This is a genomic window from Mesobacillus sp., assembly GCF_057785455.1.
This window is the reverse complement of record NZ_JBYNSB010000012.1, coordinates 477,517-496,930: the sequence shown is the minus strand read 5'-3', so window position 1 is coordinate 496,930 and position 19,414 is coordinate 477,517. Positions and strand designations below refer to the sequence as shown.

Here is a 19,414-nt window from a genome sequence, read left to right as displayed (position 1 = left end):
CTTCCTTGAAAGCTTTGCGCTGCCAAACATCGATATCTTTAACTTCATCGTGCCGCTTGGTGAATTCCTGATTGGTCTTGGCTTGATCCTTGGCTGCCTGACAACTGCTGCAATGTTCTTCGGCTTGGTGATGAACTTCAGTTTCTTCCTGGCAGGAACAGTATCTCATAACCCAACTGACATCTTCTTAGGCTTCATCATCCTGTTCGCAGGCTACAACGCCGGCCGCTATGGCCTGGACCGCTGGGTCGTGCCATTCCTTCGCAAGAATGTGATGAAGCGAGAAGGAGAACTGGCTCATAAGGCTGTATAACTGAAATTAATTACTCTTTTTAAATAGGTGGCTGTCGATAATACCTCGGCAGCCATTTTTATTTTTAAAAGAAAGGTAGATATATCCCATATAAAACCATAGTATAGAGTTATATTCAGAAAGAAGGGGTGATCACTTGGAAAGCAGAATGAATCAGTTATTCAAGGAACAAAAAAGTGTTCATGTGCTGTATTCCTATAAAGGGATGGATAAGTACATAGAGCAGGCAGTTGGTTTTACATTAGCTGGCATTGCGGCAGGTGAGTGCATTATTCTCATTGAGAATGACCCCGTCTACCGAATGATTCATAAGGAATTGAGCACGAGGTTAACGATAGACGAGCTGGAATCTGTACACTTTATCAATAGTTTTGATTTTTATTATTCGAGCGGCAGTTATCACCCTCCTGCCATCACTGAATATTTCAATAAAATGGTCAAGCCGTTTGTTGAGAATAAAATCTCCTTCCGGTCGTGGGCGCATGTTGAATGGAACACAATGAAAGATCCGCTGCATCTAATAGAGGATTTTGAGAAAGTAGTAGACAAAGCCGTGAACGAATTATTCTTTCCATTAATTTGTGCCTACAAAGGGGATCAGATGCCGGACTACCTTAGAACGATCTTAATGGAGACACATCCCTATGTCCTGATGGAGGACGATGTCGTCGAATCGGAACAATACAAGCCATTGATCGACGTAGAGTAATAAATAAGAGAGGGCGTCTGTCCAGGCCTTTACCCCTTTAAAGCGCCGGGGGTCTGACCCCCGGCGCTTTAAAGGGGTAAAGTGTTGTTTGATATTGATTGGTTAGGATTTATTTTGGAACATGGGAACCGTCCCCATTTTCCATTCAGGACGTCCCCATGTTGCGAAACAGGGGGCGTTTTTTGTGTTTACTTAGAGGGGAATCTGGCATAGAGCTCGAACATATTATTTCATATCTATCTTTTATTTAAAGAAAGATAAGTCGATTTGCGAGTTGGGGGAAATGACAATGATTCAGAAGCCGTGGATCAAGCTTAAGGAAACGATTGATACGTGGGATGCTGAACTTATTAACGAACTGCAGGATGTATGCATCGATCATGATGGAACTGCGCTTAAGCTGGAGCTGGATTATAAGCTGGGGGTTGCTGGCGGGAAGAACGGTGTCGATGACATCAATGAGTTCATGTATTTCGACGGCGAGCGGCTGATTGGCTACATAGGGATTTGCAGTTTTGGCGGGCCATGGGAAGTGAATGGTGTGGTCGATCCTGAGTACAGGGGTCAGGGAGTATTCGCAAAGCTGTTTGAACTTGTCCAGGCAGAAGCCAAGCGAAGGAATGCCAGCGGGATGCTGCTTTTAAGTGACCGTGAGTCGGTTTCAGGGCAGAAGTTTATCGCTAAGGCAGGTGCAAGGTACAACCATTCAGAATATGAAATGTATCTGAAAGGAGAGCCGGTCCTGGAGAATTCAGGCCTTTCTTTTAGAAAAGCAACCAATGCAGACGCAATGGAGATTGCGCGTCAGAATGCGATTTATTTTAACGATGAGCAAGAAATGGAGATAAATCCTGAAGACATGATCATGCCTGAAGAGGAAGAGAAGCGGGGGATGACCTGCTATCTTGTTGAAAAAGACGGGGAAATCGTCGGAAAGGTGAATCTGCAGCTGACTTCCAAAGTGGGTGCCATCTTTGGGTTAGGCGTGCTGCCCGAGCACCGCCGCAAAGGATATGGAAAAGGCCTCCTGCTGATGGCCATCGAAAAGCTGAAGGAAGCAAACGCGAAGGAAATCATGCTCCAGGTCGCGGCGGAAAACGCCAATGCCCTTAACCTGTATAAGTCATGTGGATTTGTGGAAACTTCGACGATGGATTATTACTATTTGGATACTGCTAACTAATGAAAAATGGCTGCCGGGTCCCAACTCGTCAGCCATTTTTTTACATAGATTGATAGACTAAATCCAGGATTTTCTGGTAGCCGAATGGCAATGCTGACGAAACGGCTAGACCAATCAGGATGGAACCAGCTGCGATAAAGATGAATTTTCTTTGAGTGATTTCCTTACGCTTATGTGCGATGGTGAGCACCTTCAAAATATAATAAACAGTGATCAGGACGATGATGGCGGAAAAAATGCTTGCTAGGATGACGGGCATTTTTACACCTCCGAGGATTTTTGATTTAACTAATTTTACCATGTTTATGGAGCGGAGGTTAGTTTGAGAATCGGAGTGCTCCCGTTTTTTGAGATAAAATCGCTGGCTGATCGTGTTATTTTCATAAATAAGGAGGTTTGCTTTCTGTTGCGTGGAATTATTGCAATGAGAGATCAAGCCTGAGCAGGTAAAATTAAAGGCATGTGAGTAGGGGGCTCGATGAAATCAATGAAGTTAAATGAAAAAGCAGGAGCATTTATATCGAAATATAACCTATTTGAGAGTGATGAAATACAGCAGGTTCAGCTGCAGCACCGGATGGAGTTGGTGGAGGCCTTCGGGATTGAAAAAGGAATGCGGATCCTTGAAATTGGCTGTGGGCAGGGGGATACGACCGCAGCATTGGCGGACGCAGTTGGCGAATCCGGAAAAGTGACGGCCATAGATATTGCCAGTCCCAATTATGGGGCACCGATGACATTGGGCGAAGCAACAGACCGAATCAAAGAGTCAGAACTAGGAGAACGTATCACCTTCCATTTTGAGATCGATTTTGAGACATTTGAATCGAATGAAATGTTCGATGCAGCGGTATTATCCCATAGTTCCTGGTATTTTAGGAGTCCTGACGATTTACTGCGTTATTTTCAGAAATTGCGCCAGATGGCTAAAGCCATCTGCATGGCAGAATGGGACCTTGATTTTACCAAAATGGCACAACGTCCCCATTTTTGCGCAGCTTCCATTCTGGCCTTGTACTCAAACTTTGTTCATAACGATGGAAATATTCAAAACTTGTTTCATAAAGCAGAAATCCAGGAGTTGCTTCAAAAGGCGGGATTTCAAATCGTAAAAAGCGGTATTGTCGACGCATCCTACTTACAGGACGGCCAGTGGGAAAAAAGTTATGCCAACAGCATCCGCGAAAAATTCGCCAGTGCTCCGCCATTGATCCAAACCTACATCAATAGCTATTACGAACTGATGAATCTATCGAATGGAAATGACCAGTCATTGAATAGCTTTGTTTTGTGTGCAAAGTAGTGGAAGCACGGGGACGGTATCTTGTGCTTCCAAAATTATGTGCTCTTTGCAGGTGGTTGGAAAATCCATTAATAAGATAGTTTTCGGCATTGTAAGGAATTGCTTTGAAGGTGAGGTGCATAAAAATCAGAAAAACAATAAATACATTTGTTTCCCTTGTAGATATAAGTGCTATATCGCTTCTGGTTTTCTATATCTCGATCTTCCACATTCTTTCGCTCGGAAGTTTTTATTTGAGGGGGAAATGGACGAGCAAATCGTAATGGAGCTTTCTGATTGGATTCTTCCAATCATCACTGTGGGAAATCAATATTTTTCTACATCAACTATTATTGGTCAGAGCTGAATTTTAAAAGACAAAAATCTACTTCATACATGATTGTATTTGGGGTATCCATTGTGCTGAATTTGATTCGGATCACACTCCGCCTTGTCCATGTTAAAACCGATGACCTTTTTGTCCAGTTCTTTGTGCTAGGAATAATGGTTTTTATGATGGCTTATGCATTATTGAACGAAAAAGATAAGCAGAAGGGAAGTCCCATGCTTCCGGCTTAAAAAAAGAAGCGGAGGGTACGTCCCCGTGCTTCCAAAAAGGAAGCAGAGGGTACGTCCCTGTGTTCTTACATCATGTTGGGCGGGATTTGTTCTTGTCTCATGACGGCTGGGAGGGTGTTATGGATATATGGCGGTGCGGGTTTTAGCTTTGGTTTTTTTGCTAGAGGCAGTGGGTTTTGGACGTACTGGAACTGGCCTAATCCATCCATGCTCTGTCCGCTTGCCCAGCGTCCTGTGGCACTTTCGTTGCCCTCTGAGAAGTTGAATAGTACATAAGAAACTTCTTGTTTTTCCAGCTCTCTCGGGAAGGTGCTTGGTACGACAACATTCTCTTTGGCCTCTAATTCCTTGATCGCTGCAATCCACTGGTTCTGGTGCATCGTATCCCTTGCAAGCAGCCAGGAGAGCATATCCCTTACTCCGCGATCGGTTGTTTCATAATATAATCTTGCTACCTGAAGCCTTCCTTGCGATTCTGCTGTAAGATTGGCGCGGAAGTCTGCGAGGAGATTTCCGCTTGCTGCGATGTAATCGGCGGTCCAGCGGTTTCCTACACTGTCTGCCGGCATCGCTCCCAAGCCCGATACGATGATATGCTGCGGGTTCATTCCGCCTAGAATCGCGTTCACCATCGGATTTTTTGCCGCTTCTTCTTGCGCAGCCACTGGCGCACCATCGAGAAGACGGGCAATCATCGTGCAGAGCATTTCAATATGTGCCAGTTCCTCCGTGCCAGTATCCATTAATAGGTCCCGGTATTTGCCGTCCCCGCGTGTGTTCCAGCCTTGAAACAAATATTGCATCGCAACTGAAATCTCTCCGAATTGTCCTCCCAAAACCTCTTGAAGTTTCTTTGCATACACCGGATCTGGTCTTTCTGGTTTCGCCTGATATTGTAATTCTTTTATGTGATAGAACATTTGGGGCCTCCTCGATCTTTTTTTCATCAAAACCATCGTATGCCCAGGAAGTTATTTGGTTCCTTGCTGGGAACTACTATTAGAAGAAGCTCCTGTAAAATCATTCCACTTTTACAAAGGGGGTTTCTCTAGGATGGATAAGGGCAATCAAATAGTGTAATTGTGAGATTTTAATAGAATTGGAGGAATTAGGATGTTTTTTCATGTGAAGGAATTGCAATTCGAAGCCAAGCCGGATCGTCCGGATGCTGTGTACGCGAAAAAGCTTCAAGAGTTGATCGGTGGCCAGTATGGTGAAATGACGGTCGCAATGCAGTATCTTTTTCAGGGATGGGCAACAAGAGGAAATGAAAAATATAAGGACCTTCTATTGGATATAGGCACGGAAGAAATAGCGCATGTCGAAATGCTGGCTACTATGGTTGCCAGACTGCTGGATGATGCGCCAGTGGAGGCCCAGGAAAAAGCAGCCCAGGACCCTGTTATCGGCGCGGTCATGGGTGGGATGAACCCCCAGCATGCGATTGTCTCTGGATTAGGCGCCCGCCCATCTGACAGTATCGGGAATCCCTGGATGGGCTCGTATATCACAGCCAGCGGCAACCTCCTCGCTGATTTCCGCTCGAATCTAAATGCAGAATCACAGGGCCGGCTTCAGGCATCCCGTCTGTATGAGATGACGGATGACCGTGGCGTAAAAGATTTGCTTTCGGTCCTCATTGCCCGCGATGCATATCATCAAAATCAGTGGGCAGCAGCCATCGCGGAATTGGAGGAAAAAGAAGGCTTACTCGTACCGAGCACCTTCCCTCGTGAAAAAGAACGGCTCGATATCGCCTACACTCTATACAATTTCTCAGCAGGCGAAGAAAGCAGCACAGGCAGATGGGCAAACGGCCCGGCTCTCGACGGACAAGGAAATTACGAATACGTCAGCCAGCCAAAACCAGAAGGAGCAAAACCAAAACTCAAGCCAGCACCAGCAAACCTCCACAACACTCTCCCGATGGAAGAATAGAAGCACGGGGACGCTTCTTGTGCTTCCAAATGTGAAAGCTTTCATAAGTAAAGGAAGAAGCACAGGGTACGTCCCTGTGCTTCCCTTGCTATTTCTGACGGAAGCATGGGGACGTTTCTCATGCTTCCTTTTTCAATTAAACTTATAGGGTTCGGTTTAGTAGCAGAAGAACTTCATTCACACACCAATTTGCAACTTAATTATCAAACAAGATCTGAGTGAATTCACGTCTGAAAGTGCACAGAAAAAATTGATTTGCTGTGCGTTTAATTACGTTAAACGTTTTGTTTAAGTTATTTTGTGAAGTTATACACTTGAACGTAAGCAGTTTAGGTAAGAAGGATTTTCAGAGTAAGGTGAAGAAAAGATTATTGATTGATATGATTTGGTTAGGTGGGTGAGAAAATGATTCATTATTCTGGTACACCGAGATTAGAAACGGATCGATTAGTTCTTAGGAAGATTGAACTTTCAGATGCTCAAAGTATATTTGACCATTGGCTTTCAGATGATCGAGTAATGGATAATCTTATAAAAGGAGCACACAATTCTGTAACGGAAACTATTGAGAGGGTAACAGAAATCGTAAGTAAATATGATACCCAGGAGTTCTGTTATTGGGGTATAGAACTGAAAGCAAGTGGTGAATTGATTGGAGCTATTGATTTATTCAATTTTGATAGTATGACTGAGAATTGTGAAGTAGGTTATTCAATCGGTTACACCTGGTGGAACAAAGGATATGGAACAGAGGCATTAAGAGCTGTCATTGAATTTGGCTTTAGTCATATGAACATTCACAAAATATCAGCAGCACATAATACTGACAATCCAGCCTCAGGAAAAATAATGCGTAAAGTTGGAATGGAACAAGAAGGAACCATTAAGCACATGATTCGAAATGCAAAGAATAATTATAAGGATTGTGCTGTCTATGGGCTTCTTCAGGAGGATTATTTTAAAAATGTGAAGTGATAATATTATGAAAAAGCGTTAGTTGGAGCTGATATGGATACAAAGGGACCGATAGTTATTTATCTGTCTTTTTTTATGGCTTCAGCATATAAATCCGCAGACATTTTTACCCAAAATAAGCACAGGGTACGTCCCTGTGCTTCCTGGGTTACCAACCCACAACTAGTGCATAGGATATGTTGAGAAACTTTGAAGGGATTGACATATATGTACTATGTTCCTTATGGGTATCCGAATCAATACCCTAATTATGTGAATGATTCGGTGTACAACAATGGCGGGCAGTCTGCCCAGTGGGCTTACCCTTATGGGGTGCAGCAGGCTGATCATTTTTACCGCTATTCAAACTTCATTAGAGCGATTGATTTAAAGGATTACGGGCCTAATCCATATGTTGTTAATATTAATGAAGCCACGAAGCAAAATAATACTTATCGCACAGCATTATGGACCGGGCCGCATCTGCAGGTCACGCTGATGAGCATCGATGTGGGCGACGATATTGGATTGGAAATCCATCCTGAGGTTGACCAATTTTTACGGATCGAGCAAGGCCAGGGTATTGTCCAGATGGGGAAAACTAAAGACAATCTGACCTTCCAGCAAAATGCAGCCGATGATTTTGCGATCATGATCCCTGCCGGAACCTGGCATAATGTGACCAATACAGGAAATATTCCGCTAAAACTCTACTCTATCTATGCGCCGCCTAACCAGCCATTTGGTACAGTCCATAAGACCAAGGCAGATGCAATGGCTGGAGAAGGAGGCAGGCCAAACGGGAATACAGAAGTTTTTGGGAAAACTCCAGACGAATGGGTGCAACACACGGAATTTCTGGTGCAGGAAGGATTGGAGGATGTAAAAAGAGGCATCAACGCCGTCCACATTCTCCAAGAGTTCATCCTTATGGGCGTGCTTGTAGGAAAAGGATATACCCCTGAAAAAGCCTATGAAACCGTAGAAGAATGGGAGCGGTCAGGCAAATCCAAACTGCTGCAGGAAAGCAAAAATCTGTAGGAAGCACGGGGACGCTCCTCTTGCTTCCATTTTCACCCGGGAGAAGCACGGGGACGCTCCTCTTGTTTCCATTTTCACCCGGGAGAAGCACGGGGACGCTTCTCATGCTTCCATTTTCACCCGGGAGAAGCATGGGGACGCTTCTCTTGCTTCCACTTTCACCCGGGAGAAGCATGGGGACGTTTCTCATGCTTCTTTATTCATCCAAAACAAAAGTACGAGGATGCTATTGATTTCTATAGTAAGCAGGTGAACGAAAGTGACCATGTAATATGGCGGAAGCAGAGGGTACGTCCCCGTGCTCCCGTGATGTGGTTAGCTGAAGCAGAGGGTACGTCCCCGTGCTTCCGTAAACCTGGTTGACATGGTATTGGGGATTTTGTATAGTAGGGTGCGAAGATGGAAGATTGGAGTGGTCGGATGGCTTCGAGCCCTGCGTTGCAAAATTTGGACTTGATTGATCTGTTGAGCGAGCGTCATACTTTGGTGCGGAAAATCGCGGAGAAGGCGTGGAACGAACAGAGTGAGATTTATATTTCGAATTCTGAATGGTATATCATGGCCAGGATTTATAAAAAGCGGCCTACAATTTCTTATGTGACAAGGAATGTTGAGATTTCGCGCCAGGCGATCCATAAGTTTATTAAAAATCTTTCTGCTAAAGGATTAGTGGAAATTCAAAATGTAGAAGACAATAAGAAAGAAAAGTGCATTCAGTTAACGGCTTTGGGTGTGGAATGCTATGAGAAAAACGAGGCTCTGAAATCCCAGCTGGAGAAACAAATCGCAGAAAGTATCGGTGTTGAGCAGGTGAAACTGCTTAAAGACCTTTTGAAGTTAGATTGGGGAATCTAGCTATAAGTGAAAGCGCCCATGTCAGATTGCTGGCATGGGCGCTTTTTCTATACTTTTAAAAGTTAATGCAGCTGCTTCTTGATTCGGTTTTGGACCATTTCGTTAATGGCTTCCATGGTTGTGTTCAAGGAAAGAGCCATTTCTTTAAAAAGAATACTTTGGTTCGTTTCTAGAATTTTCCTATCCTGTTCGTACAGCTTTTTGTCATTAAGTTCAGCTTCGTTCTGCTTCCACAGAAGCGTATTGATCACTTTAGCAATTTCTTTCCGGTCGCCTGAATGAATAATATCGTTGTACATGGAGTATCGTTGGTTAGGTTTGTCGCTCCACTTAACCCCAGGCTCGTTAAAGGATTCTAGGATTTCTTGCGCTTCATCCTTATTAAGCAGGTCAAGCATAGTGACTTTATCGTTATTGATAGGAATGCTGATGGATAGATTTTTGCTGTTATCGATCGGATGCAGGACATAATACGTTCTTGTGCTGCCTGAAATAGTTTTTTCGCAAATATCATCAATTTTACAAATGCCATGTGCGGAATAAATGATCAAATCTCCAATGTTATACAATTCTTCGCCCCCAGCATATATTGTCAACTAAGTTGATTATATCACATTTAAAAATTTTGTCAACCAAGTTGACTATAGGAAAAATTTTTTGATATAGTGGACAAATCGTCAGTATGTGGGGGTGTACGGCGGAAGAAGGACCGTGCTGTAAATGGAAATTGGGATTAATCTTTTCAGCAATCATGCTTTTGTTGCGTATGTACGAAGGCAGTATTTTTTATAAATGAAATGAAGGAGATTAATCGATGAATACACAAATTAAAACAGGTGTGATCGCGAACAAAAAAATCATGCCTGAATCATTAACGAAACAGCAAGTAAAACCTGGCCCGATCATGGCCGCCCTTTTAGTGGCAGGCTTTGTGGGGCTTTTTAGCGAAACGGCATTGAATATCGCTTTAGGACAATTAAGTGAAATCTTTGCTGTCCATGCAACAACCATTCAGTGGCTGGCAACTGGATACTTCCTTACGTTAGGGATTTTAGTGCCGGTCACAGGCATTTTGATGCAAAAATTCACAACGAGACAGATGTTTTTTACATCAATATCGCTCTCGATCATTGGAACAGTTATAGCAGCTGCAGCACCGGTGTTTCCAGTTCTATTAGCGGGGCGGATCATACAGGCTGCTGGATTAGCGATTAATTTGCCACTGACGCAAAATGTTATTTTTACTATTTTTCCTCCAAATAAAAGAGGCTCGGCGATGGGGGTAATGGGCTTGGTGATGCTGGCGGGGCCGGCACTTGGCCCAACAGTCGCGGGCTTGATCCTGGATACCTTATCTTGGCACTGGATTTTCTGGGTTACCATTCCGTTCTTATTGTTCTCACTTCTTTTCGGGATGGTTTTTGTGCCGAATGTAAATGAAGTGCGTCAAGTTTCAATTGATATAGCTTCTGTTATTCTCTCTACGATAGGTTTTGGCGGTGTGGTTTACGGAGTCAGTGCAGGCGGGGAGCACACAGGATGGACAAGTCCTGTGGTTATTGGATCGATTATTGTTGGCTTGGCAGCGCTCGTCGTTTTTGCGGTCCGGCAAACGAAAATGGAACATCCGATGCTGAATCTGAAGGCTTTTACGTACCCGCTGTTCGTCCTTGGCGTCATTATGAGTTTCATAACATTCTTTAATATGCTTTCCATGCTTGTGATTTTGCCGATGTATATGCAAATGGCCTTGGTCGTTGCTGCTTTTACAACAGGACTAATCCTCTTGCCAGGAAGCCTGCTCAACTGTGTATTGGCTCCTGTCATTGGCCGTTTATTCGATCACTACGGTCCGAGAGCGGTCATTACACCTGGGACCATCCTTGTGGCCATCGGATATGGATTATATTCACAGTTTGGAACAGATACGGCATTGTGGCTGATTATTGTCACGCATATTGTCATGATGCTCGGAATAGGAGCGGTGCTGGCTTCCGTGCAAACCAATACACTGAACTCGCTTCCGAAAAAATATTATCCTGATGGAATCGCATTAACGCAAACCATCCAGCAAGTCGCAGGCGCAATTGGGATTGCCGTCATGGTGTCCATTTTATCAGCCAGCCAGGAAAACTACCTGGCCACAACCGGCGATGAACCAACCATGGCAGCAGCAACCGGATCCTCCGTCGTGTTTACCATCAGCCTAGTATTAGCCCTGGTGAACGTGGCATTATCAATATTCATCAAAAAAACACAAGCGTAGAAACACGGATGCTTCTCATGCTTCTGTTTTCGAGAAGCACGGGGACGGATCTACTGCTTCCATTTTCATCATTTCATAGAAGCACGGGGACGGATCTACTGCTTCCACTGGGTTTACCAAACGCCTTCAAAAAGAAGCACCGGGTACGTCCCCGTGCTTCCAAAGTAAACATGAATAAAGTAGGGAAAGTTCAAATATATAAAGAATATGGACAATGCTTTTTAATTTGGAACTATAAGGTGCTGATCTTTTGTATAGGAATAAAAATTTGAATATCGTTCTCTTTTTGCTATTCTGTTTGCTTATAGTTCTGATTGTTCATGTGTTTCTTCATATAAAGGTTTATGTGGTATATAGCGCGAGTCTTGGTTCTATTTTCATGATTGGGCTTATCATCTTTTTAATTGTGTATCTCTATTTGAATGGATAGCGGTTTTTGCGGAAGCACGGGGACTTTCCCGTGTTTCCTTTTTATATGAGAAGCATGGGGACGTTTCTCGTGCTTCCTTTTTATGAGAGAAGCGCAGGGACGGATCTGCTGCTTCCGTTTTAAACGAATGGGTAAATAAGAGAGAAGCAAAGGGTACGTCCCTTTGCTTCTTTTTAGGCGAAGTGATTTAGGATGATGGATGCCAGCAGGCCAAGGGCTGTGATGAGGCCTGTTATGGGACCGCTTTCTTCGAAGGCTTCGGGCATCATCGTTGAGGCGATCATGGCGATAATGCCTCCGCCGGCAAATGCCGATATCCCGGCCATGAGGGCATTTGACGCACCTTCGAGGAAAAAGAAACCACCCCAGGAGGCAATGGTGGAGATGAGCAGGACGGAAATCCACATAATAAGAATCTTGATTTTAGAGTATCCGTTTTTTCTCATCCCGGCCGTACTGGAAAGTCCCTCTGGAATATTGCTGATAAAAATGGCGACTACGAGAAGGATGCTAACCGATTTTTGTTCAAGAAGGCTTGCGCCGATCATGATTGACTCTGGGACGGCATCGATGACCGTGCCGATGAATAGGGCGATGCCTGCACTCTCAGCAGCCTGAGTTCCGGACCTTTTTCGGTGCGATGCCCCTTTTTTGGAGACGATTAAGTCAAAAATAGTGAAAACGGCAGCACCTGTTAGGAATCCGATAGCGGTAGAGCGGATGCCGCCCGTTTGCACAGCCTCGCCGATAAGCTCATAGGAAGCAGCACCGATCAGGACGCCCGTTCCAAATGCCATGATAAAGCCGATCACTTTTTTGGGGAGAGAGAAAAACATAGCGACGAGGGACCCAAGCAGAACCGCCGACCCCGAAACCGCTCCCCACATAGCTGCATGCCACATAGCCACACTCCTCTCATTTCTAAAAAACTACCCATTATCCTTCAAAACAAACGTGTGAAGCACGGGGACGTTTCTTATGCTTCCACTTTTCGAATGAAATTAAGCACGGGGACGTATCTCATGCTTCCATTTAAGGGGTTTCTCGAATGAAAATGTAAAAAGAATGAAGCACAGGGTACGTCCCTGTGCTTCATTCTACAATGTGCGTGTCATGAAGAGGCTGTTTGGGTCTTCTGTGTAGTCGCTGAATGGCTGGCAGTAGTGGAAGCCGTATTTTTCATAGAGTTTCCTGGCGGGGGCGAATGCTTCCATTGAGCCTGTTTCGAGGCTGAGTCTGGTATAGCCGCGCTGCTGTGCTTCTTTGATGATGTGTTCCAGCAATGCTTGCGCCACGCCTTTTCGCAGATGTGCGGACGCAGTCCTCATCGATTTTAGTTCGCCGTGCTGGGGGTCTAGTTGTTTCAATGCACCGCAGCCCATCAGCTGGTCGCCATCCCAGGCGGTCCAGAAGGTGATCTCGGGTTTTTTCAGCTTTTCCAGCCCCAGGGCATGGATGCTTTCTGGCGGTGAGTGAAGTGTCATCCCGTGCAAGTGCTCGTTGATCAGGGAAATGACTTCTGGTTTTGTCAGGTCATCGATTTTAATTTCCATATGGGCCTCCGTTTTATTTTAAATTATGACTTTATTTTTAAAAATGGACAATGAGTTTTTTTGTACCTCATAGACTTGTCATTTTAATGGGTTATCGACATTCAATAGAACATAAGCTTCAAAATCCGCAATAATTATAGGTGGGGATAATGTTTCATTAAATGCAAAAGAAGGAAAACAGGAGGCAAGGAGAGAGCTGTATTTCTCAGCCTAGTGCTAATGAGATTTAATTAGAGAAAAATCCAAATGATGATATAATTAAAGGTAATAACGGTTAAAGCCGCCCTTTGGTGTTAAGAAGGGCTTTTTCCAAATAATTTATACTATGAGGTACATACTTTGAAAAAATCTAAAGTTCAATTTTGGCTGATTCAAATTTTGCTTATTTTGACGATTATCTTTGTTTCTACAAAGATCTCCTTTTTGTTTGAGCCTATTGGGATTTTTATCTCGACTGTGTTCTTTCCGATCCTCATCACCGGATTCCTGTATTTCCTGCTGAATCCTGTGGTTAATTTTTTGGAACGAAAGAAACTTCCAAGGGCGATTGCCATATTGATCATTTATGTGGTGTTTGGGGGTCTTCTCGTATTGGCGATTGGAAGTTTAGTGCCGGCGATATCAAAGCAGGCTTCTGAACTGGCTAATGATCTGCCTATGTTTGCAAATAAGACGACTGATTTTCTTTATGATGTTGCTCAGTCTTCGGAGTTCAAGGAATTCAGGGATGAGCAGCGCGAGATGATTGATACGGTACAGGAGCGCGTAATAGAGTATGCGAACACACTTCCGAATAAGCTTACGAACGGATTGAAAGGCCTTTTCGGGATCGTCACCAATATCGCGATCATTCTTGTGACCGTACCGTTCCTGCTGTTCTACATGTTCAAGGATGGACATAGATTCCCCCAGGCAGTTTCCAGATTCATTCCAAAGGATTATCGGGATGAGGGGCTGAAAATTTTAAAAGAAACAGGAGAGACTCTGTCTGCGTACATTCAGGGGCAGGTGACGGTCGCATCATTCGTGGGGATTTTAGCGTTTATCGGATATATGATTATCGATTTGCGCTATGCGTTGATCATGGCGCTGATCGTCGCATTCACAAACATCATTCCATATGTAGGGCCTATCCTTGGCGGGGCGCCAGCGTTGATTGTAGCGTTCTTTGACTCGCCAACGAAGGCATTGCTGGTAGTAGTGGTGATCCTTGTCGCTCAGCAAATCGAAGGTAATTTCTTATCTCCGATGATATTAGGAAAAACATTGGATACCCATCCGGCAACGATTATCATCATACTGTTGGCAGCCGGAAACCTGGCAGGGATCCTAGGGATGGTACTGGCCGTACCAACATACGCAGTAACCAAAACCATCATCTTAAATCTAGTCCGGTTCCTAAGAGCAAGAAAAAGAGCCAACAAAACCGCCGGAGAAGTGTAGAAGCACGGGGACGTACCCTGTGCTTCTTTTTTGATAAGACGGAAGCATGAGGTACGTCCCTGTGCTTCATCTAACGGAAGCAGGAGAACCGTCCCCATGCTTCACCTGACGGAAGCGCAAGAACCGTCCCTATGCTTACTTCACTTCTATTTTTCTGCCTTCGCGTGCGGAATTTCTTACGGCATCTAAGACTTTTTGGGTGGTATATCCATTTTCAAAGTCGGCCAGGTACGGGTGTTTCTCTCCGGATACAAGGGTTTCGTGTAGGGCATCCAAAGCTCTTTGGAATCCGTTATAGTACCGTGCTGCAACCTGAGGCATGCTTGCAGGTGCTTCTAAATCCGGCACCAATTCAACTTCTTCAAGTGGAGCATTTCCGGCAGATAGCAGCACTTGCTTGTCATCAACCATAACCAGGGTGCCTTCCGTGCCGAAAATTTCAAGGCGCCAGGTGTGATCAGTCTGGCGTGCTGCTGATATGAGTTCAAGGGTTACGGTAGCCCCGTTTTCAAGGGTGCCGATGATTTGGAATGCATCATCTGCTGTTCTTTTTTCTGAATTTCCGTTTTCATCAGTCTGAACTGGTACATGGATCGGCAGCTGTGCGAATACTTCTTTAAATGTGCTGTCCAGCCACCAGTGGAGGGAATCTGTCATATGGGAGCCGATTGCCCCGAGCATTCCGCCGCCTTTTTCCTCCTGCCCCAGCCAGCCGCGCGGTTTCGAAATAAGGGCTGTGTAATTAGCAAACGAGCAAAGGTAGCGGATATGTAAAACTTCCCCGAGTCTGCCGCTGTCGATAATTTCTTTAACCCTGGTTCGGGCCGGAAGGAAGCGGAATTCATGGTTGATGATGCCTAGTTTGCCTGCATCGTCTCTTTCTTTCAGCATCTCTTTAATTTCTTCGGTGTCTAAGGCCATTGGCTTTTCACATACTACATGAACGCCTTTTTTGTAGGCTGCCGCCACCATTTCTCTGTGAAAATTCACAGCAGAAGCAACTACTACAATGTCCAAATCTTCCTGTTCAAGCATTTGCCGCCAGTCAGTATAAACATTTTCGATTCCACTGACCTTGCGTGCCTCCTCGATATTGCCCCTTGATACGCTCGCAATAGCAGCAACCTCGAACCCTTCATGATGGGCCATCATAGGCGCATGAACTTTCGCACCAAAACCAGTCCCGATAATCCCAACTCTAAACTTTTCCAAAATACCACCCCTTAATATATTCATAGCTTTATATTAAATCCTGTGGAAGATTATTGGAAGCACGAGGACGTTTCTTCTGTTTCAATTTGCTTAATGGTAATATTGCCGGGGAACAGATCTGAAAAAATGAAGCAGAGGGTACGTCCCTGTGCTTCAGCGGGGAACAAAGGCACGCAAAAAAAAGAAGCAGAAGGTACGTCCCCCTGCTTCAGGCTTGGCTAGCTGTGGTCTGCGATTTCTTTTCTGTTTGGGGCGAGTGGTGGCTGTTCGAGCCATTTGTTTTTTTCCATGATATCGAACCATTTTTTTGTGAGAATTAAATTTTTTAAAATTATACCTTCATACGTTGTGATGAGGTCTGTCCGCATGGCGGATGCTAAACCGGTACCCTGGTAAACTTGAGCGGCCTGGAACAGGAAGCCGGTATGATATAACATAAGTTTATCTGAGAAAGGAGAGTCCGTTGAAGTTGTGACTTCTGTTTCCCAAGATCGGGGAACTGGTAAATTGTCTTCGTGCAAGATTTTTGAAAGGGTTTGGATTTGATGATCAGAGGTTTTCTCCGTCTCCGCAAAAAATTTTTTCACTTCCTTTGACTGACCAACTTGACTAAAGGCGATAGCAAGAGTTTTTGCCATAATGCCCTTTTTAATGTTAAAAGAAATACTAATAATTTCTGTTGCGGATAAACTTCTTCCTTTTCCGAAAAGCCCATCTGTAAAATCTCTGCTACTGATATATTCAGGGCTCTTTGAAGGGTAAAATAAAGGGTCCCTCTGGAAATTCCCCTTCTCCAGCAAGAGCTCAATCGTCTGGTGGTACATTTTTTTTGCGTCGTTATCGCAGGCATCGTAAAACTCCCTTAAATCTTTCCGGACAGAGACTCCGAGAGCAGTGATATGACCAATTAAACCATGCAGCGTCATGATATGTAGATAGTTCAAACAGAAAATATCTGAAAAAAGTCTGTGTGCACCTTTATTTAAGTCGGCTTCACCAAATCCGATCGGAACTGGAAAACCTTCGTTCTCTAAAAATGTAGCCAATTGTTTCTTTTGCTTTTCAAATGTCTTGATTGCATCATCAAAAACTGCTTTGATTGCTTCATCTTCAATAATTGAATACATATAACGATTTACAGTATCGATCATCGTCCCGTTAACATATTCGCCCCAAAGCGAACCAATTTCAGACGAAGTAAGTTTTAAATTATCCTTGTCCATGATTTCACCTCAAAAGTATTATTTCCTTATTTAGAAAAAATATGAACTTGAAGCACGGGGACGGATCTACTGCTTCTTTTTTGCGGGACGGTTACATAAATTACTTTGAGACATCGGAAGAACCGTCCCTGTGTTGGTTAATCTCTCATTGCTCCTGCCTCTCGGGAGGTCATGGCGCCTACTCCTGCACTTACATCTTTTTGGATTTGCTGTTTTACATTTTGTGCGTCAGTTCCAGAAAATCCTGGTTTCATAACAGAATCCAAATTCGAGTTAGATTGTTGATTCTTTTGCATATAAACCCTCCTTTTTACAGTTATATTATTTACAAAAAAACTTTCATTATGTTCTGAGGATTCGAAGGGGGTTAGTACGAAATAAGATCTAACTTGAGATGAATGGAAACTTTTAAAAAAATCAAAAAGTGCCGCCTATGCGAAATAACTGTATATAATAAGAAAGGCTTTCTCAAAAAGAGGGACCTAATTGCACCAGGGTCTTCAAAGGCCGGGCAGAATCGGCTTTTATTAGAGTCCGGGATTTATTTTACAAAGATATTGGAGGACAAAGCGGAATGAGTGAGAAGAAAGAAGAACTAAAACAACAGCTTAGCGTTCTGACAGCCCGCAGGGAGAGAATGCAGAAGAATCTCTACGAAGTAGAAAAAGAAATCAACGAAATCACAAACAAGCTCGCAAAGCTGAAATAATAATGAAGCACGGGGACGTACCTTGTGCTTCCGTTTATTTAAAATGGCAGGAAAAAGAAGCAAAGGGTACGTCCCCTTTGCTTCCAAGAAACAAATGTGAGGCGCTTTACTTCTGGCATTAGTGAGGCGCTTGGCTTCTATAATGATCCGAACTTTGTGGTGGAGTTGGCCCCGGCTTTGTTGGCAATTTGCGTATAGTGCAATAATTGTTCTTCGTCCTGAGGAGTTCCGCTGTCGTGGAAGCAGGATAGCAGGGCGGCCATGAAGGCATCGCCGGCGCCTGTTGTATCGACGGCCTTAACGCGAATTCCGGGAACCTGCACTATCTTATTGTTGTGAATCGCACACGCTCCGTCCTTTCCTTTTGTGATAAAAAGGTATGGGATACCCATTTTACCTATTTGCTTCAACCCTTCTTCGGGGGTTTCGGAAGCTGTTAAAAATAACAACTCTTCTTCAGCCATTTTTACGATATCTGCTTTTTTTACATAGGATAAAATTGTTTCTCTGCACTGATTCTCGCTTTCCCAGCGTTTCAGGCGGATGTTGGTATCAAAGGCTATTTTTAATTCGGCTTCGTTGGAATATTGAATGGCCTGATCGGTCGTTTTTCTTGCTATCGGGTGAAACAGAGTGCCAGAGCCAAAATAGAAGATCCTGCTTTTCATGAATGGCTGTATATCGAGCTCTTCTGCGGTGATCCACTCATCGGGAGTTTCGTTTATGTACGAATGGAACTGCCGGTCACCATGCTGATTCAAGTGAATGTAAACCGAGCAGATGTTTTTGCCTGGGTGATGCGAACAAAAGGAAACATCCACATTTTCTTTCTTCATATTTTCTTCTGCAAACCTGCTTGTTTCATCTGTGCCCAGCTTACACAGATAATAAGAGGGAATGCCGTTCCTTCTGACCCCGACGGCTACATTTACAGTAGCTCCCCCTAATGAACGCTGGAACGCAGTGTTTGATGAATCCGTTGCGACAAAATCAACAATTGCCTCGCCTATTGAAGTAACCCCTTGCTTTTTCAAAAATTCGGCTCCTTTCCAGTGTGGAAAAAGTGGGCAGGAATAACCCTTTTTTACGAATATCTTATCAGCTGCTCCGGGTGTTTGGGAAGCACGGGGACGTTTCTTATGCTTCTCTTTTTTTTTAGTGCGACCCTTGCTGTGCGGAACAAGCCGAGCCAGATGGTCATAAAATAACCAGGATAAATGGCGGCATTTGGAGGGGGAAGGAAGATGATGTATCGCAACGGAATGTATCCGCAAGGTGTGGCAGGCGGTGGACCTAAACAAGTAGTAGTCGTTGAGCCTTTTGTATATTCGGCTCTTCACGGCCTTATTGGAAAAAGGGTGGTCATTGATACAACACGCGGCTCCGTCAGCGGAATAGTCGCGGATGCCAAGCCAGACCATGTGGTGATCAAGGAGTACGACTCCACCTTCTTTGTCCGGATACAGGAAATCGTCTGGATCATGCCAGAGTCTTGATGGAGGGGGAAGCACGGGGACGTACCTTGTGCTTCCGCTGTTTTTTCTGAGGGATTTGCTAGGAGTGAGAAGAAGCGGCGGATCCGTCCCACTGCTTCCCAAGTGTTAAAGAAGCAGTGGGGCCATCTGTGTCTTCTGGTTATAGAAGAAGCGCTGAATCCGTCCCCGTGCTTTCAGGAGGAACGGTGCCGATCGATATAGAATATTTATGAGAAGTACTAGCTAAAG

21 protein-coding genes and 1 pseudogene are annotated in these 19,414 nt (G+C 44.3%); 13 read left to right on the top strand and 9 right to left on the bottom strand.

Translation table 11 applies throughout. The features are described 5' to 3' along the window. From AC3EBE_RS04990 to AC3EBE_RS04980, 3 genes and pseudogenes are all read left to right on the top strand, one after another. Nucleotides 1-313: pseudogene (locus AC3EBE_RS04990) on the top strand (Crp/Fnr family transcriptional regulator); the annotation flags it as partial. 136 nt (nucleotides 314-449) lie between these two features. Then, the gene (locus tag AC3EBE_RS04985; RefSeq protein ID WP_488593901.1) at nucleotides 450-1,022 is read left to right on the top strand and encodes an MEDS domain-containing protein; all 573 of its coding nucleotides are present in this window, start codon (nucleotides 450-452) and stop codon (nucleotides 1,020-1,022) included. Between the two features lie 289 nt (nucleotides 1,023-1,311). Beyond that, nucleotides 1,312-2,205, top strand: a complete 894-nt coding sequence (locus AC3EBE_RS04980; protein WP_488593900.1) for a GNAT family N-acetyltransferase — start codon at nucleotides 1,312-1,314, stop codon at nucleotides 2,203-2,205. 40 nt (nucleotides 2,206-2,245) lie between these two features. Here AC3EBE_RS04980 and AC3EBE_RS04975 read toward each other — a convergent pair whose 3' ends face one another. After that, nucleotides 2,246-2,464 (bottom strand): hypothetical protein, encoded by a 219-nt coding sequence (locus tag AC3EBE_RS04975; protein ID WP_488593899.1) that lies wholly within the window; start codon nucleotides 2,462-2,464, stop codon nucleotides 2,246-2,248. 219 nt (nucleotides 2,465-2,683) lie between these two features. Here AC3EBE_RS04975 and AC3EBE_RS04970 point away from each other — a divergent pair, with 219 nt between their 5' ends. Both AC3EBE_RS04970 and AC3EBE_RS04965 read left to right on the top strand, forming a co-directional pair. Further along, nucleotides 2,684-3,508 (top strand): SAM-dependent methyltransferase, encoded by an 825-nt coding sequence (locus AC3EBE_RS04970; RefSeq protein WP_488593898.1) that lies wholly within the window; start codon nucleotides 2,684-2,686, stop codon nucleotides 3,506-3,508. 399 nt (nucleotides 3,509-3,907) lie between these two features. Further along, a complete protein-coding gene (locus AC3EBE_RS04965; RefSeq protein WP_488593897.1) occupies nucleotides 3,908-4,066 on the top strand; it encodes a hypothetical protein in 159 nt (52 codons plus the stop codon). A 65-nt stretch (nucleotides 4,067-4,131) separates the two neighbouring features. On the opposite strand, the gene AC3EBE_RS04960 is transcribed toward AC3EBE_RS04965, so the two are convergent. Further along, a complete protein-coding gene (locus tag AC3EBE_RS04960; RefSeq protein ID WP_488593896.1) occupies nucleotides 4,132-4,986 on the bottom strand; it encodes a manganese catalase in 855 nt (284 codons plus the stop codon). A gap of 193 nt (nucleotides 4,987-5,179) precedes the next feature. Here AC3EBE_RS04960 and AC3EBE_RS04955 point away from each other — a divergent pair, with 193 nt between their 5' ends. The 4 genes from AC3EBE_RS04955 (at nucleotide 5,180) to AC3EBE_RS04940 (ending at nucleotide 8,854) form a co-directional block, all read left to right on the top strand. After that, complete coding sequence (locus tag AC3EBE_RS04955) at nucleotides 5,180-6,004, top strand: manganese catalase (RefSeq protein ID WP_488593895.1); 825 nt, start codon at nucleotides 5,180-5,182, stop codon at nucleotides 6,002-6,004. Between the two features lie 405 nt (nucleotides 6,005-6,409). Continuing rightward, nucleotides 6,410-6,979 (top strand): GNAT family N-acetyltransferase, encoded by a 570-nt coding sequence (locus AC3EBE_RS04950; protein ID WP_488593894.1) that lies wholly within the window; start codon nucleotides 6,410-6,412, stop codon nucleotides 6,977-6,979. Nucleotides 6,980-7,186: 207 nt separating this feature from the next. Then, on the top strand, nucleotides 7,187-7,999 hold the full coding sequence (locus tag AC3EBE_RS04945; RefSeq protein ID WP_488593893.1) for a cupin domain-containing protein: 813 nt from the start codon (nucleotides 7,187-7,189) through the stop codon (nucleotides 7,997-7,999). Nucleotides 8,000-8,398: 399 nt separating this feature from the next. Beyond that, complete coding sequence (locus tag AC3EBE_RS04940) at nucleotides 8,399-8,854, top strand: MarR family winged helix-turn-helix transcriptional regulator (protein ID WP_488593892.1); 456 nt, start codon at nucleotides 8,399-8,401, stop codon at nucleotides 8,852-8,854. Between the two features lie 62 nt (nucleotides 8,855-8,916). Here AC3EBE_RS04940 and AC3EBE_RS04935 read toward each other — a convergent pair whose 3' ends face one another. Further along, entirely contained in the window at nucleotides 8,917-9,423 is a 507-nt protein-coding gene (locus AC3EBE_RS04935) for a CarD family transcriptional regulator (protein WP_488593891.1), read from the bottom strand. A 287-nt stretch (nucleotides 9,424-9,710) separates the two neighbouring features. Between AC3EBE_RS04935 and AC3EBE_RS04930 the strand changes: the two genes are divergently transcribed. Next, the gene (locus tag AC3EBE_RS04930; protein ID WP_488593919.1) at nucleotides 9,711-11,120 is read left to right on the top strand and encodes a DHA2 family efflux MFS transporter permease subunit; all 1,410 of its coding nucleotides are present in this window, start codon (nucleotides 9,711-9,713) and stop codon (nucleotides 11,118-11,120) included. A 603-nt stretch (nucleotides 11,121-11,723) separates the two neighbouring features. On the opposite strand, the gene AC3EBE_RS04925 is transcribed toward AC3EBE_RS04930, so the two are convergent. Both AC3EBE_RS04925 and AC3EBE_RS04920 read right to left on the bottom strand, forming a co-directional pair. Next, nucleotides 11,724-12,452, bottom strand: a complete 729-nt coding sequence (locus AC3EBE_RS04925; RefSeq protein WP_488593890.1) for a ZIP family metal transporter — start codon at nucleotides 12,450-12,452, stop codon at nucleotides 11,724-11,726. A gap of 195 nt (nucleotides 12,453-12,647) precedes the next feature. Then, complete coding sequence (locus AC3EBE_RS04920; protein WP_488593889.1) at nucleotides 12,648-13,103, bottom strand: GNAT family N-acetyltransferase; 456 nt, start codon at nucleotides 13,101-13,103, stop codon at nucleotides 12,648-12,650. A gap of 339 nt (nucleotides 13,104-13,442) precedes the next feature. Here AC3EBE_RS04920 and AC3EBE_RS04915 point away from each other — a divergent pair, with 339 nt between their 5' ends. Next, complete coding sequence (locus AC3EBE_RS04915; RefSeq protein ID WP_488593888.1) at nucleotides 13,443-14,546, top strand: AI-2E family transporter; 1,104 nt, start codon at nucleotides 13,443-13,445, stop codon at nucleotides 14,544-14,546. A gap of 135 nt (nucleotides 14,547-14,681) precedes the next feature. Here the strand turns inward: AC3EBE_RS04915 and AC3EBE_RS04910 are convergent, their stop codons facing one another. From AC3EBE_RS04910 to AC3EBE_RS04900, 3 genes are all read right to left on the bottom strand, one after another. Continuing rightward, nucleotides 14,682-15,758, bottom strand: a complete 1,077-nt coding sequence (locus AC3EBE_RS04910) for a Gfo/Idh/MocA family protein (protein ID WP_488593887.1) — start codon at nucleotides 15,756-15,758, stop codon at nucleotides 14,682-14,684. 218 nt (nucleotides 15,759-15,976) lie between these two features. Then, nucleotides 15,977-16,981 (bottom strand): DUF3231 family protein, encoded by a 1,005-nt coding sequence (locus AC3EBE_RS04905; RefSeq protein ID WP_488593886.1) that lies wholly within the window; start codon nucleotides 16,979-16,981, stop codon nucleotides 15,977-15,979. A 137-nt stretch (nucleotides 16,982-17,118) separates the two neighbouring features. After that, nucleotides 17,119-17,277 carry a hypothetical protein gene (locus AC3EBE_RS04900; protein ID WP_488593885.1) on the bottom strand — a complete coding sequence of 53 codons (159 nt, stop codon included), beginning with the start codon at nucleotides 17,275-17,277 and terminating at the stop codon, nucleotides 17,119-17,121. Nucleotides 17,278-17,555: 278 nt separating this feature from the next. Between AC3EBE_RS04900 and AC3EBE_RS04895 the strand changes: the two genes are divergently transcribed. After that, nucleotides 17,556-17,690: a hypothetical protein gene (locus tag AC3EBE_RS04895; protein ID WP_488593884.1), complete on the top strand. Its 135-nt coding sequence runs from the start codon at nucleotides 17,556-17,558 to the stop codon at nucleotides 17,688-17,690. A 137-nt stretch (nucleotides 17,691-17,827) separates the two neighbouring features. On the opposite strand, the gene AC3EBE_RS04890 is transcribed toward AC3EBE_RS04895, so the two are convergent. Continuing rightward, on the bottom strand, nucleotides 17,828-18,724 hold the full coding sequence (locus tag AC3EBE_RS04890) for a carbohydrate kinase family protein (RefSeq protein WP_488593883.1): 897 nt from the start codon (nucleotides 18,722-18,724) through the stop codon (nucleotides 17,828-17,830). 210 nt (nucleotides 18,725-18,934) lie between these two features. Here AC3EBE_RS04890 and AC3EBE_RS04885 point away from each other — a divergent pair, with 210 nt between their 5' ends. After that, nucleotides 18,935-19,186 carry a YuzF family protein gene (locus AC3EBE_RS04885; RefSeq protein WP_488593882.1) on the top strand — a complete coding sequence of 84 codons (252 nt, stop codon included), beginning with the start codon at nucleotides 18,935-18,937 and terminating at the stop codon, nucleotides 19,184-19,186. The last annotated feature ends 228 nt before the right edge of the window (nucleotides 19,187-19,414 follow it).